Source organism: Rhodoferax sp., from assembly GCF_018063565.1.
Classification (GTDB): Bacteria; Pseudomonadota; Gammaproteobacteria; order Burkholderiales; family Burkholderiaceae_C; genus Rhodoferax.
The window spans coordinates 1-12591 of the sequence record NZ_JAGPBB010000093.1 but is presented as its reverse complement, the minus strand read 5'-3'; the positions used below and the strand labels follow the sequence as shown (position 1 = coordinate 12591).

General features: G+C 56.7%; 13 protein-coding genes and 3 pseudogenes. 6 read left to right on the top strand and 10 right to left on the bottom strand.

Annotation, left to right across the window (positions count from 1 at the left end; genetic code table 11):
• Positions 1–318 precede the first annotated feature (318 nt).
• The gene (locus KBF66_RS16375) at positions 319–804 is read left to right on the top strand and encodes an L-2-amino-thiazoline-4-carboxylic acid hydrolase (protein ID WP_296659676.1); all 486 of its coding nucleotides are present in this window, start codon (positions 319–321) and stop codon (positions 802–804) included.
• Here the strand turns inward: KBF66_RS16375 and KBF66_RS16370 are convergent.
• Complete coding sequence (locus KBF66_RS16370; protein WP_296659681.1) at positions 801–1682, bottom strand: LysR substrate-binding domain-containing protein; 882 nt, start codon at positions 1680–1682, stop codon at positions 801–803. The two genes, KBF66_RS16375 and KBF66_RS16370, sit on opposite strands and share 4 nt — an antisense overlap.
• A 159-nt stretch (positions 1683–1841) precedes the next feature.
• Here KBF66_RS16370 and KBF66_RS16365 point away from each other — a divergent pair, with 159 nt between their 5' ends.
• The 4 genes from KBF66_RS16365 (at position 1842) to KBF66_RS16350 (ending at position 5792) form a co-directional block, all read left to right on the top strand.
• Entirely contained in the window at positions 1842–2222 is a 381-nt protein-coding gene (locus KBF66_RS16365; RefSeq protein ID WP_296659672.1) for an ectoine synthase, read from the top strand.
• Positions 2223–2316: 94 nt separating this feature from the next.
• Complete coding sequence (locus KBF66_RS16360) at positions 2317–3147, top strand: ABC transporter substrate-binding protein (protein WP_296659669.1); 831 nt, start codon at positions 2317–2319, stop codon at positions 3145–3147.
• Between the two features lie 129 nt (positions 3148–3276).
• On the top strand, positions 3277–4788 hold the full coding sequence (locus KBF66_RS16355; protein WP_296659678.1) for an amino acid ABC transporter permease/ATP-binding protein: 1512 nt from the start codon (positions 3277–3279) through the stop codon (positions 4786–4788).
• A 65-nt stretch (positions 4789–4853) separates the two neighbouring features.
• A complete protein-coding gene (locus tag KBF66_RS16350) occupies positions 4854–5792 on the top strand; it encodes a glutaminase (protein ID WP_296659665.1) in 939 nt (312 codons plus the stop codon).
• Between the two features lie 279 nt (positions 5793–6071).
• On the opposite strand, the gene KBF66_RS16345 is transcribed toward KBF66_RS16350, so the two are convergent.
• From KBF66_RS16345 to KBF66_RS16310, 8 genes and pseudogenes are all read right to left on the bottom strand, one after another.
• Entirely contained in the window at positions 6072–7031 is a 960-nt protein-coding gene (locus KBF66_RS16345) for an IS5 family transposase (protein WP_296659662.1), read from the bottom strand.
• Positions 7032–7185: 154 nt separating this feature from the next.
• Positions 7186–7344 (bottom strand): annotated as a pseudogene (locus tag KBF66_RS16340) (IS630 family transposase); the annotation flags it as partial.
• 142 nt (positions 7345–7486) lie between these two features.
• Positions 7487–7705 carry a hypothetical protein gene (locus tag KBF66_RS16335; RefSeq protein ID WP_296659659.1) on the bottom strand — a complete coding sequence of 73 codons (219 nt, stop codon included), beginning with the start codon at positions 7703–7705 and terminating at the stop codon, positions 7487–7489.
• The gene (locus tag KBF66_RS16330; protein ID WP_296659653.1) at positions 7705–8550 is read right to left on the bottom strand and encodes an ATP-binding protein; all 846 of its coding nucleotides are present in this window, start codon (positions 8548–8550) and stop codon (positions 7705–7707) included. Before KBF66_RS16330 ends, KBF66_RS16335 begins: the two co-directional genes overlap by 1 nt.
• A complete protein-coding gene (locus tag KBF66_RS16325) occupies positions 8547–9989 on the bottom strand; it encodes a DDE-type integrase/transposase/recombinase (RefSeq protein ID WP_296659648.1) in 1443 nt (480 codons plus the stop codon). The genes KBF66_RS16330 and KBF66_RS16325 overlap by 4 nt, the downstream gene beginning before the upstream one ends.
• Before the next feature lie 119 nt (positions 9990–10108).
• Positions 10109–10693: a hypothetical protein gene (locus KBF66_RS16320; protein ID WP_296659644.1), complete on the bottom strand. Its 585-nt coding sequence runs from the start codon at positions 10691–10693 to the stop codon at positions 10109–10111.
• A gap of 263 nt (positions 10694–10956) precedes the next feature.
• Positions 10957–11157: a helix-turn-helix domain-containing protein gene (locus KBF66_RS16315; RefSeq protein WP_296659641.1), complete on the bottom strand. Its 201-nt coding sequence runs from the start codon at positions 11155–11157 to the stop codon at positions 10957–10959.
• A gap of 74 nt (positions 11158–11231) precedes the next feature.
• Positions 11232–11393 (bottom strand): annotated as a pseudogene (locus KBF66_RS16310) (IS110 family transposase); the annotation flags it as partial.
• 322 nt (positions 11394–11715) lie between these two features.
• Between KBF66_RS16310 and KBF66_RS16305 the strand changes: the two are divergent.
• Positions 11716–11901, top strand: a complete 186-nt coding sequence (locus tag KBF66_RS16305; protein ID WP_296659637.1) for a hypothetical protein — start codon at positions 11716–11718, stop codon at positions 11899–11901.
• Positions 11902–12400: 499 nt separating this feature from the next.
• Here KBF66_RS16305 and KBF66_RS16300 read toward each other — a convergent pair.
• A pseudogene (locus KBF66_RS16300) lies at positions 12401–12529 on the bottom strand (IS5/IS1182 family transposase); the annotation flags it as partial.
• Between the last annotated feature and the right edge of the window lie 62 nt (positions 12530–12591).

Here is a 12591-nt window from a genome sequence, read left to right as displayed (position 1 = left end):
AACCCTGCTGAAGTCGCGGCAGTCGGAGCCAGTGGCAGATAGCCAGCAACAGGGATAGGCATAGTCTTGTAGTGGATGACTGCAAGCAGGATGCCCCATCTGCATAATGGTCGTCTCTTGACGACCAGTACCTGCCGTTGGAGCAAATTACCCCATTGCCGTCGTTGAGCTAGCCAAATTCTCAAGACCGGTCGTTGAGTTTATGAAAGCAAAATGTGGCCACGGTCGGCTCTATTGCAGCGATACCAGGCACTGGCGGCCGCGTTACGCTGAACTATTATCAGGTTAGTTCACCAATTTACTCAGGAACACCGATTCATGCCAGAAGAACTTCCCATCCTTTTGAAGCGCCAAATTCAGGCTCAAGTCATAGGCCCAATTCACGCGGAAATGGTCGCCGAGTTTGGCCTGGAAAGGGCCAACGCCGTGCTCGATTCAGCCATTCGCAAAGCAGCCATCGCCGAGGGCAAGGAGTTTGCGAACCATGTGCCGGGTGGAGTCACCTCCATGGCGGACTTCATCCAGCTTTATGAACTTTGGACGCGTGATGGCGCTCTTGAAATCGAGGTTTTGCAAGCCGATGACGAGACATTTAACTTTGATGTCACCCGCTGCAAATATGCTGAAAATTACAAGCAAATGGGACTGGGCGCCATAGGTCATCTGATGTCTTGCAATCGTGACGGCACCTTCTGCCAAGGGTACGATCCCAGAATAACTTTGGAGCGTCTTGACACCATCATGAATGGTGCGTCGCGCTGCACCTTTCGCTACTGCTACAAACCAAGCCCGGAATCTGACTAGACTGAATCCACTTTTGTTTGCTGAAGTGCCCAGTCAATGAAAGTTTGCGCTTCAGGTCGGATGTAGTTAGGCGACAGGATGTAATAGTTTCGATGAACATTGACAGGGGTGTTAAACAAACGCACCAACATGCCTTTCTCAAGCTCAGGTTTGACCAGCGTGAGCGGCGACAGCGCCACGCCGTGACCTGCCAACACAGCGATGCTCATCAGGTTGAAGTCCTCAAAGATGGTTTCGCTGGAATGATTGGGTGCGTTGAGGCCGTGGGTTCGAAACCACGCGCTCCAGGTGGCTTTGGTAACGTCGTGCAACAAATCGGAACTCAACAAATCGGTGGGCTGTGAAATACTGCCAAAGCGATCCAGATAAAGTGGGCTGCACACTGGGTAGGTAGCGCCATCAAACAAGCACCAAGCCTTGCCATTGCCGTGATAGTCGCCATCGATGAATGTAATGCTTAGGTCGACGCCATGCTCAGTGTTGAATACTGAGGTGGTGCTGCTGTAGTGGATGTGCAGCTGGATATCTGGGTGGGCACGGCGAAAGTCGGCCAGACGCGGCACCATCCAGCGCGCGGCCACTGAAGGCAGACACGCTACTGTTAGGCGGGCGTTGCGCAACGGCTGCACGATGGCATCAACTGCAGCATGGATTTGCATGAACCCCTCTTTTAAGCCAGCGGCCAATCGTGCGCCATTAGCTGTGGGCCGCAAGGCGCGTCCTTGGCGTTGCATCAGGGGCACATCAATCGAGGATTCCAGTTGCCGCAGCAAATGACTGACGGCCGACTGGGTGACGTTGAGTTCCTGAGCAGCTTCCTGCACGCTACCCAACCGTGCCACGGCTTCGAATGCGCGCAACAGGTTGTATGAGGGCATACTCACTTTTTTCAAGCCTTTACATGAGATTAACTAATATTATTTCTGAAAAAGAATCATTTTACATGAGGATAAATCATTGCAATACTTCGCCCCACATCACGCGGTCCAATAAATAGGTTGCGGGGCGCCAGTGATGCAATTTAAAGGAGTCAATGGATGTTCATCAGAACAGTTGCAGAAACAGCCGGTACGGATCTTGACGTGCCATGGGGTAACGGCCAGAGCCGCCGTCTGGTAGTCAAGCGCGATGGCATGGGCTTTGCCGTAGCTTATACACTGGTGCTGGCTGGCAGTGAATCGCTGCTGGAATACAAGAACCACTTCGAAGCTTGCTATTGCATCTCGGGTGAGGGTGAAGTGGAGGACATGGCCGGTACCCGTTATCCGATCCAGCCAGGCACCATTTATGTGCTGAACGAGCACGACAAGCACTATCTGCGCGCCAACGTTGACATGGTGTTGTTGAGCGTGTTCAACCCACCGATCGAAGGCCATGAGCGCCACAATCTCAAGGGTGACGGCAGTTCAGCGTATTGAATTTTTGCGTTTGTCGGTTGATTGATCAACGCCAATGACCTTCCTTGTCGTTGGATTTTCCATAATATATTGTTAAACATTTGAGGAGACAGTCATGAACATTTTTTACACCCGCGTCACTCGTATTGCCGGCCTTGTTGCCATCGCCGCAGCAGCATTCAACGCCTCGGCTGCCACTGTCGAAGCCGGCGCCCTCCAAGTGGGCACCGACCTGACCTACCCGCCTTACAACTTTTTCGACGACAACAAGCAACCGGCCGGGTTTGACGTCGAGTTCATGACCGCGCTGGCCAAGGCCGCCAAGCTGACCCCAAAGTTTCAGGACACCCGTTTTGAAAACTTAATTCTCGGCGTCAAGAGCAACAAGTTCGACGTGATCGCTTCGACTCTTTATGTCAAGCCCGAGCGCGCTCAACAGATTACCTACGTGCCCTATATGAAAACCGGCGTCTCGATCGCGGTCAAGAAGGATGGTAAACACTTGCCAGTCACGCCTGAGCAGTTGTGCGGCAAGAAAGTTGGCAACATCAAGGGTGGCGCTTGGCTGGCAGACCTGAAGAAGCTGTCGGAAACCACTTGCGCCGACAAGGGTGGCATTGATGTCCGTGAGTATCCGACGTCCCCGGAAGCCACGCAGGCTTTGCTATCGGGTGGGGTGGATGCCCAGATGGAAGACTCCGCCGTGCTGCGCAATGCAGTGGATAAGACTGGTGGCCGCTTGATGATTAGCAGCAAGGTCCAGCTCTACCCTGTGATCGTCGGTCTGGGAATCAACCCGAAAAACGGCGATTTGGTGAAAGTGGTTGAGAACGCACTTGAGTCGCTGCGCAAGGATGGACAATACCAAAAGCTGTTGACCAAGTACAACGTCAGTGCTCCCACCGCCGCCGAGTTCAAGGCCGCAGTGACATCCAAGGCCCCGTGATCCTTGAACCCGGTTTCCTCGCGTAACAGTCGCGGGAAGAACAGCGATACGCCAATGCCGCGCACAAGATCGATAGCGCGCGGCATTGGCGTATGCGAATCAGATAATAAATAGTGAAGAGACCTCATGATTGAATTTGACTGGGCCTATATCTTTAGCCTGATTGGCGACAAGGATTTCTGGGATGCGACCTGGCGAGTGGTTGTGCTGAGTGTGTTGGCCTGGACGTTTGGCACCACACTGGGATTTTTTGTGGCGCTGGCCAAAGAGTCGCCCCGCAAACCGCTGAGTCGTGCCGCCAGTGTCTATATTTGGTTTTTTCGCAGCCTGCCGCTGTTGGTGTTACTGATCTTTGTCTACAACCTGCCACAACTGGTGCCGCAGGCCGGCAACTTCTTGTCCAATCCGTTCACTGCGGGTCTGCTGGCCATGGTGCTGAGTGAGACGGCCTATATCGCCGAGATTCACCGAGGCGGATTGTTGTCAATCGCCAAGGGCCAGCATGAAGCTGCGCATGCCCTAGGCATCCGTTATTTTGGGCGTTATCGTCACATTGTTGTACCGCAGGCGCTGCGCGTGTCGTTGCCTTCACTGGGCAATGAGTTCGTTACGATTGTCAAGTTGACCTCACTGGTCTCGGTGATCTCACTAGCTGAAATTTTGATGGTGGGCCAACGCCTGTACACCCGAAATTTCAAGGTGATGGAAACCATGTTGGCGGTGGCGGCCTACTATGTGTTCATTGTCTCCGTGTTCAGCTACTTGGTGGGCAAGCTGGAACACTGGCTTGACGTGACCAAGCGCAAACCGGCTGACATGCACGATGCCCCGGCTGACGAGGTGCCGGCGGTGGCACCCGGCCATGAGAAGCTGCGCGCCATTCAACCGGGCTGTCCGGTGATTCAGGTGGAGAACATCGACAAGTCTTTCGGCCCCAAATGTGTGCTTAACCAGGTGTCGCTGGAAGTACGCCCGGGCGAGGTGATCAGCATCATCGGGCCGTCGGGCTCAGGCAAGACCACCTTGATCCGCACCATCAACGCCTTGCAGGACATTGACGGCGGGCGTATTCTGTTTCATGGGCAGCCGTGGATCGATGCCCAGAACGGTTACAAACTGGCCGAGCGGTTTGACCGCGAAGTGACCCAGATCGGCATGGTGTTCCAGAACTTCAATCTGTTTCCACATCTCTCGGTGCTGGACAACGTGATGTTGGCACCACGCTACCACGGTCTGGGCGACGATGCAGTGCTGCGCGAAGAAGCTCTGGCCCTGCTGGGCAAGGTGGGCCTTAAGGCACACGCGCTGAAGTACCCGCATCAACTCTCGGGCGGCCAGCAGCAACGCGTGGCGATTGCACGGGCGCTGGCCATGAAACCGCGTCTAATGCTGTTCGATGAGCCGACTTCGGCGCTGGATCCGGAACTGGTCAGCGAAGTGTTGCGTGTGATGGAAATGCTGGCCAAGGAAGGTATGACCATGATCATAGTCACCCACGAAATGCGCTTCGCGCTGGGCGTGAGCGACCGCATCATCATGATGGAAGCCGGCCAGATTGTTGCCAGCGGCACGCCACAGGAACTGCTGTCCGCGCCCGAGGAAAGCCGGGTGGCTGCATTTCTGGCGCAGTCGCGTAATTAACAATAGGCGGCGATACTCGTTCCGGGGCCTTGACGTGTTGCGTTGAGTCAGGTTTGAATTAAGCGATGAATAACCACGACCACTTGATATCAGTATTGCAGCAAATTCAGACCGAGGCGCTGACCCTGCTGGGCTCAGGCAAGGTAGCCGATTACATACCGGCCTTGTCGGAAGTGCCGCCGGATCGATTCGGCATGGCGGTGACATTGCTAGACGGCACCACGCTTTCAATCGGCGATGCCGATACGCCGTTTTCATTGCAAAGCATCACCAAACTGTTTGCCTTTGTGACCGCCCTCAAGGCGGTCGGTGACGACTTGTGGCAGCGGGTCGGGCGCGAGCCCTCGGGGGCGGCGTTCAACTCCATGGTTCAACTGGAAACCGAAGTCGGCATCCCGCGCAACCCGTTCATCAACGCGGGCGCCATCGTTATCACCGATATCCTGACCAGTCGTTATGCCCACATGGACACCGCGCTGCTTGGCGTCATGCGGCGGCTGTCGGGCAACCCGAAACTCACCTGGAACGTGCAGGTCGCTACATCCGAGCGGGAGAATGCTCACCGCAACATGGCGATGGCCTACTTCATGAAGAGCTACGGAAATGTCAGCAACTCGCCTGAACTGGTGCTGGACAATTATTGCCGCCAGTGCGCCATCGAGATGTCCTGCTTGCAACTGGCTCGGGCAACGATCTTTCTCGCTAACCACGGCAAGACACTCAACACGGCGCAACAAGCGCCCGAAGACATCCTATCGACCGATGCCACGGGCCGGGTCAATGCACTGATGCTGACCTGTGGTGCCTACGATTCCTCAGGTGATTTTGCCTATCGCATCGGGCTGCCGACCAAGACCGGCGTGGGCGGCGGCATCGTCGCCATTGCACCCGGGTTCGGCACTGTTAGCGTCTGGTCGCCTGAGCTCGATGCCAAGGGAAATTCAGTGCTTGGGGCCTTCGCGCTGGAGCGATGGATGCAGTTAACGAGCTGGGGGCATGTCTAGGCGCACTCATATGTGAGTCGTAAATTTTTTGACCGTAATCGCTGTTCAAAAGCCAAATTTGCAGTAGCAGCTGATATCAGACGCCAACGTCAGCTTCCTTATTACTTGGGTGAGCTTTGTTAGGGATGGTCTGAATAACTCATCGCCACGTGCTGTAGCGAGTCGTTAATTTTCAAATGGCGGGATTTCACGCGCAACCTTTCAAAGTTGCGCCGCTTTCTGCACCCATTGGGCTACTTTTATCCCCTTGTGGGGCATTTCTCCGGATTCCGGGCGCACTCATCCCTGCGCTCCCATCAGTTTGCCGCGCACCATCCACAAATTCGACAGCGCAAACAGTGTGACGAGTTGGGCGGTGTTCTTCTTCAAGCCGCGGTAGCGCACTTTCACAAATCCGAACTGGCGCTTGATGACCCGAAATGGGTGTTCCACCTTGGCCCGAATACCTGCCTTGATCTTCTCGACCTTGTCGATCATGGCATCCACTGCGTTTTCCTTGTTCAATGCACGGCGCTTGCCCGGACGCATGGCTATATGCCAGGTAACGTCGGCATTGGCATCAGGGCGTTTTGTAATGCCTTGGTATCCAGCATCTCCAAACGCGTGTGTCTCTTCGCCATGCAACAAACTGTTGCCCTCAACGACGTCACTCACATTGCCTGAGGTGCCACGAACCGTGTGCACGAGACCCGACTCAGCATCTGTGCCAATGTGCCCCTTCATTCCGAAATACATTTGCTCGCCCTTTTTGCTCGAATGCATTTCCGGATCACGCTTGTGGTCCTTGTTTTTGGTCGATGAGGGAGCAGCAATCAGGGTGGCGTCCACCACCGTGCCGGTCTTGAGCAGCAGTCCGCGCTGCATCAGAATTTCATTCACGACGTCAAGGATTTGCTCGGCCAATTTGTTCTTCTCCAACCGGTGGCGGAAACGCAAGATGGTGCTCTCATCGGGCAGGCGACCAAACTCCTCAAGCTGGGCAAACTCCCGATACAGCGGGGTGTCAAAGAAGGCTTCCTCCATACCCGGGTCGGACAGCGTGAACCACTGCTGCATGAAGTGCACGCGCAACATGGTCTGCAGAGAAAACGGTGGCCGCCCGGTCTTGCCTTCCGGGTAATACGGCGCAATGCGTTCGACCAGAGCAGCCCACGGAACCACCTGCTCCATTTGTTCGAGGAACACTTGCTTGCGCGTCTTTTTGACGTTCAGATTGAGCTTCAGGCTGGCTTGTTTCATGGAGGATATTTTCTCAAGCAGGGCTTACGTCAAGCACACAGTCAAGGGAGTTATGCAGAGTGTCCTTAGGGAAGCCCTACAGGGACTTCCCGCGTAGTCAAGGGTTTTACATGTCGATATCTTCGTTGCCCATTTCCAAGAAGTTAGAGCGTTTTCACTCTGACTGTGAATAGCCGGCCTGCGCGATGTAGCGCGCGCACTCGTCCGCAGCGAAGCTGTCGAGCAGGGAGCCAATGGCCGACCACAGCGCCTCAACCGTGCGCGCGGCGGTTTTCCTTAGCAGCGTCTTGAGTTTGGAGAAGACCTGCTCAATTGAGTGTGGTCAACCAACTTGATGGACTGATTTTCACGATCGGTGATGGAGGCAACAGGGATTGCGATGATGGCGGTGGCATCAAACGAAACGGCGCCGGTATCTCTACTGGCGCCGTTTTGTTTGTTGTGTAAGCGGGTGATCAGAACGGTTCGTCCAGCCTTCTCCATGGTTGCTGTGCGTTGATATTTTTCTTGACCCGCTTGGCGTAATGACGCTGAATCCGGTGCCCATATCGGCTCAGGAAGTTGGCGGCAATGGTTTCCAGGAATTCATGGATTTCCACCGCCGACTCGTCCGACAAGGTCCGCGTTTTGTCACACTCACACATCGGGCATGGGTACTGGTTTTTTGATTTCATCACCGTGCCCCCGCTGGACGGCGCTGCGTTGCCTTCGTGGGCGGCGCAAAAACATCGAGATAAAGCTTCTCGTCGAGCACCGGCAAATCCTTCTGCGCGGCGGCGGCCAGCAGTTCGGCGGCCATGGTGGTCAGGATGCGGTAGTTTCCGGCGGCGTGATCACACAGCGTGTGGCGCAGCGCCTGGGTCATCAGACTGGCATTGCCAGCCTGGCCCAGCAAATGCTCCAGACAGGCCAGCAATTCATCGCGGCTGGCAAACTCGGTGGCCAGTCGGGTGCGGATGCGACTGCCCAGCGGAATCAGTTCTTCCCGGCGCAGTTTCTCCAGCAAGCGCGCGTCGCCTGCCATGACGATGCACAGCAAGGGCTGTGAATCAAAGCGCGAACAGCTCAGCAGGCGCAGTTCCGAGAGCACCTGGGGCGTCATCTCCTGCGCCTCGTCAACCAGCAACACCGCCCGACTGCGGCTCGATTCCATGTGGCCGAGCCAGCGCTCGCGCAGTGCCTTGAAGCCGCCCCAGCGGTTGCTGGGGCGCAGCGGCACGGCAAAGATATCGCCGAGTTCGCGGTAGAAATCCGCCAGGTTGCTTTGGGGGTGGTTGATGGCGCCCACGGTAATGTCGGGCAATTTGCGCAGCCGCTGGGCCAGCAAACGCAGCACGATGCTCTTGCCGCTGCCCGGGTCGCCATGCACCATGGCAAATCCGCCCTCACGGATCTGCGCATGTTCAATACGCCAGCAAAAACTCTCGATCTTCGCGGGCACATAGACGGCATCGATGGGTAGTTCTGGCGAGAACGGATTGAACTTGAGCCCATACAGGGCCAGCAGTTTGTGGTTCATGGATTGATCTCCTGGGTGCTGGGCAGGTAGGCCGGGGGAACGCCGGTGGCGGCGTACTCGGCCAGCAGTTGGGTCATCAAGGCCGGCAAGCCCTTGGGTTGCAGGGGCGAGAGATCGCGCGAAGTCGGACTCAGTCTGCGGCGTTGCCCTGTGGCGTTGGCCGATTTGTCCAGCGGTTTGACTGGGCACAGAACGGTTTGCGTGCGGGCATCGAGCAGGTCCACGCGCGACAGGTCCCAGCGTGCGTAGCGCAGCAGCACTTGCTGGAGGTGGCGGTAACGGCTGGGGATCTCAAAGCGCAGGCCATTGAGACTGACGGTGCCATCCGAGCGCCGCTGGCGGCGCATGACTTCAATGCGGAAGGCTTGGTCGAGTTCGTCGCGACCTGGGCAGGGGCGTGCCACGCTGGGGCCTGCCAGATAGTGTGCCAGGGGCGTGGCATTGATCTCGGAGTGCACACTGCGGTGGTATTCCTGTTCCGCCCAAGCCTGGGTGGCCAGGTTCAGATCATCGAGCGTGAGGTCTGCCTGGCCTTCAAGCATGGGCATCAGGCGCCCTTCGACGCGACCCCAGAAGGACTCCTGCTTGGCGTTTTGATAAGGGCTATAGGGAAGCGTTGTTTGATGAACAATACCCAGCCTGGCCAAGCCGGCCGTCGTTTCTTCGGCCAGCATGGCAGCTCCGTTGTCGCTCATCAACGCGCGTGGCAGACCGCGCTTCATGAAGGCCTGGCACAAGGCGTGAATCAGGCTGTGGGCGGTCTCCTCCAGATACCACTGCAGATGGCACACCAGGCGGGAGCGGTCATCAAGCACGCCCAGTAGCATGGGCGTGACCCAAGCACCTTGGCGGGTGAGCACCTTGCGCGAGCCGTGGTGGAAGTCCAGGTGCCACAGGCTGCTGACGTGATCGACTTCAAAGCTGCGCACCTCCAGGCGTTCGAGCCGGTCGCGCGCGGCCAATGCGCCGGCACTGGCGCGTTTGGGTTGGGCCTGACGGAACATGCCCTGGGCCATGAGGTAGCGGCGCACGGTGGGATATGAGGCCACGGTGTCGGCGCGGTCCTTGAATACGGCGCACAGGTTGTCAAAGTGCAGTTGCATGGTCCAGCCCGGATGCTCACGGTATTGCTGGACCAGCGCCTCAATGACCGGCTGATTGAGGCTGGGGAAGCGGTTGATATCGCCGCGAAGTCGGTTCCTGAGCGCCGCCACCGGGTCATTGGCACGGCGCGCGGCGTAGTACCAGCGCTCCAGGGTGGAGGCGGCAAACGTAACGTCCAGGCCAGAAGATGGATGGCGCCAAACGCGCGCGCCCAGCCTTGCCAGTTCACTTTGCAGCTCGCCAGGCTTCGGGGGCGCGGCCAGCAGCGGGCCGATGATGGAGAAGCGTAGACGGGCGAAGGCGTCACGCTGGGCGGGGTCCTTGATGGGTAACAAATCACACTCCAGACATTGCAATACCGGCGGTATCGCTTCTGCAGTGAAGGCTATAAAGCCCGGGCGGTCTTGCCTATTGGCATCCTCTGCGGGTGATCGTCACCCAGCAATTAACGTGATCAGCGCTGCACGCTCAAGGGCGACAGAAAGGCCAGCAAGTGCACTGCGCGCTCGGCTGCGCGACCGGTAAAGCGTTCGATCAGGCTGTGTGGGAGATGTTCGCGGCAAACGCTGGGCATGAAGCGCGCGCACTCAGCCAGCCACAGGGGTGTTGCCGGAAATAGCTGCAGCCACCAACTGCGCCAACGCGAAACCGTGCGCTCTGGCACAGCCAGCATCTGCACCACTTGAGCGGCCGCCGTACTCAGCCGGGCGCGTCTGACGCTCACCAGCAAGACCGCCAAGCCCAGGTAAACACGTCGCCCAAGGAAGCGCACGGAGGCGCAAGTGAATCGTTTGCGGCATAGGCTGCAGCAAAAACTCAGCCGTGAGTCGAAGGCATGGCGGATCGCCTTGGGGCAAGCCCTGGGCTTGCGGGGGTAGTCTGCCCGGTGCAGGGCGCCGCCACACGGGCAGCCCGAGGCATGCATTTGCGCTGCAAACTCGGTGTCAATCTGTAGAAGAAGGGATAAAAACTTGGGGTTTTGCAATAAGGCGTGGCACACTTTGATGGTCTCGATCTTGGTCGAAAGAGACTCTCTCACAAGGACCTCTTGTTCAAAGTCCTTGCGGGAGATTTTTTATTGTCCCGCACCCTTCTTGACCAAATCCGCCAAGAACCCCATCACGGGAGCTGACCGTACTCACTCAATCGGGTTGAGATCAGGGCTGAATCCGCTTTCGCACCAGCACAGAACGCCGCGCTCCAGCCTGCCAGGTGATGGGCAAACAAGCCTCTTTGACGACACCACGCCTGCAGGGCTTGGCCTGACAGGGCGTGGGTTTCTTGCAGGGCCAGCAGTTGCTCCTAGGCACTCCAGTCCTGGGGGCGCTTCTCTTTGATTGGGCCGCCAGCCGCCGGCGCTGACGATTCCCTTTTCATCCAGTTCTTGGCCGTGTGGTAGTTGACGTTGAGATCGAGCGCGACTTCGCGCACCGAGCGCTGGCCACGCGAAAGCAGCTTGACCACTGCCTGCTCGATAAATGCTTGGAAATATTTTTGTTTCATTGTTGTCTGAGCTTCTAAAAGAATATTTTTTAGAGGCGACAACTAGTCTGACATAGGGGGGGTGCAAACGACTTCGCCCATTGGGCCAGAGCCTGTCGGTCGCGCTTGAAGCCGCCAAACTCGCGCATCTCAACGAGCACCACGCCATCGCTTTGCTCAACTACCGCACAGGCGCTGATCTTGGCTTAGTGAATGTCCAAGCCTATAACGCGCCGGTAGATCGGTTTGAGTTCCATAACAGTTCTCCTTTGACGAAAAACACTACACTCCAATGCGTGTTGTCGCCCAGGGGCACTGCCATTCAACGGTCTGTCAGGACACGAGCCCGACGGCTCTTTTTAACGTGCGCTGTCCACCACCTCCCAAGAGTTGGTGCCAGGCAATCCGGGGTACGAGTGAATGGCGGCGGGTCGAGTTAGCTTTCGCGGTCGCTTGCCATCAAAGATTTTCGCGACCTCAAGCCTCTGAGCGACTGCACACCCTCGCAGTGTCTTTCATGATCGGGGGTGCTGCTCACCCGTATCATGAAAGTTAGCTACTTATTGAAAGACAGAACCGATGCATAAAGAAGATCCCGGCGTCGAATTACGCAAAGACACAAAAATATTTAGCCCATTTCCGGGAGTCTATGCGTTTTATACTGATGATGAAATAAAGCGCGATAAAAGTACCGACAATGCACCTGTTTTAGTTGCGATGTGTATTGCAGTATTTTTGGTTCTTTTGATTGCGTATGTAATGTGAGCCATTTGTGCTCAATCGAAATCTAGAACCGATTTTCGCTTGCCCCTTTGATCGCTCATGCCGGCCTTCTCTGCCCTGCCCAACTGAGAGTGATGTGAGGTACCCACGGCATCATGCTGTTGCAGATGGCGTGCTTGATCGGACCTGGCTCCGCCATAGACAAGACTTGTAGCCTTCGCCCAGGAGTTTCAAGGTCAGCTTTCCCATTTCGTGAGCGAATTTCGGATGACTGCTTGCCCAAACGGGAGCACCCGCAATGGGCACCAAAAAGTCGCTGGCGACGGTCAGGTTCCCGGTACATTGATTTTCTGCGAGCCCCAGTCGATACGCCAGTCGTCGAATTTTGGTTCTCCTGCCAGCACGTCTGTCACACATGCTGAGTCGCCAGCCGATCCGTTACGCTGCCAGAGCACCTAACAGCATGAAGAAACACCCTAGCGTCCAAACAGGGGCGCTGCACTCCCGCACGGCAGTCTTACTGGACTGGTGACCACCCCTGGGCAATGGCCTTTTCGGACACCTTGGTGTCAACAATGACGCGATGCAAATCGGCCTTCTTCCCCGCCGCGATGGCCTCAGCCGTCTCGATCGTGGTCTTCAAAAGCGCTTCTACGCCGGCTTGACCCATTCAAAACCAGATCAAACACCTCGGCAACACCACCAGCAGGCTGTCCAGAGCCGGGGGCTTTT

Excerpts from the sequence above, each read along its gene's own strand:
- KBF66_RS16335 (WP_296659659.1), bottom strand. The coding sequence starts at position 7,705 with ATGAAATCAAAAAACCAGTACCCATGCCCGATGTGTGAGTGTGACAAA.
- KBF66_RS16305 (WP_296659637.1), top strand. The coding sequence starts at position 11,716 with ATGCATAAAGAAGATCCCGGCGTCGAATTACGCAAAGACACAAAAATA.
- KBF66_RS16315 (WP_296659641.1), bottom strand. The coding sequence starts at position 11,157 with ATGAAACAAAAATATTTCCAAGCATTTATCGAGCAGGCAGTGGTCAAG.
- KBF66_RS16370 (WP_296659681.1), bottom strand. The coding sequence starts at position 1,682 with ATGCCCTCATACAACCTGTTGCGCGCATTCGAAGCCGTGGCACGGTTG.
- KBF66_RS16365 (WP_296659672.1), top strand. The coding sequence starts at position 1,842 with ATGTTCATCAGAACAGTTGCAGAAACAGCCGGTACGGATCTTGACGTG.
- KBF66_RS16330 (WP_296659653.1), bottom strand. The coding sequence starts at position 8,550 with ATGAACCACAAACTGCTGGCCCTGTATGGGCTCAAGTTCAATCCGTTC.
- KBF66_RS16345 (WP_296659662.1), bottom strand. The coding sequence starts at position 7,031 with ATGAAACAAGCCAGCCTGAAGCTCAATCTGAACGTCAAAAAGACGCGC.
- KBF66_RS16350 (WP_296659665.1), top strand. The coding sequence starts at position 4,854 with ATGAATAACCACGACCACTTGATATCAGTATTGCAGCAAATTCAGACC.
- KBF66_RS16375 (WP_296659676.1), top strand. The coding sequence starts at position 319 with ATGCCAGAAGAACTTCCCATCCTTTTGAAGCGCCAAATTCAGGCTCAA.
- KBF66_RS16360 (WP_296659669.1), top strand. The coding sequence starts at position 2,317 with ATGAACATTTTTTACACCCGCGTCACTCGTATTGCCGGCCTTGTTGCC.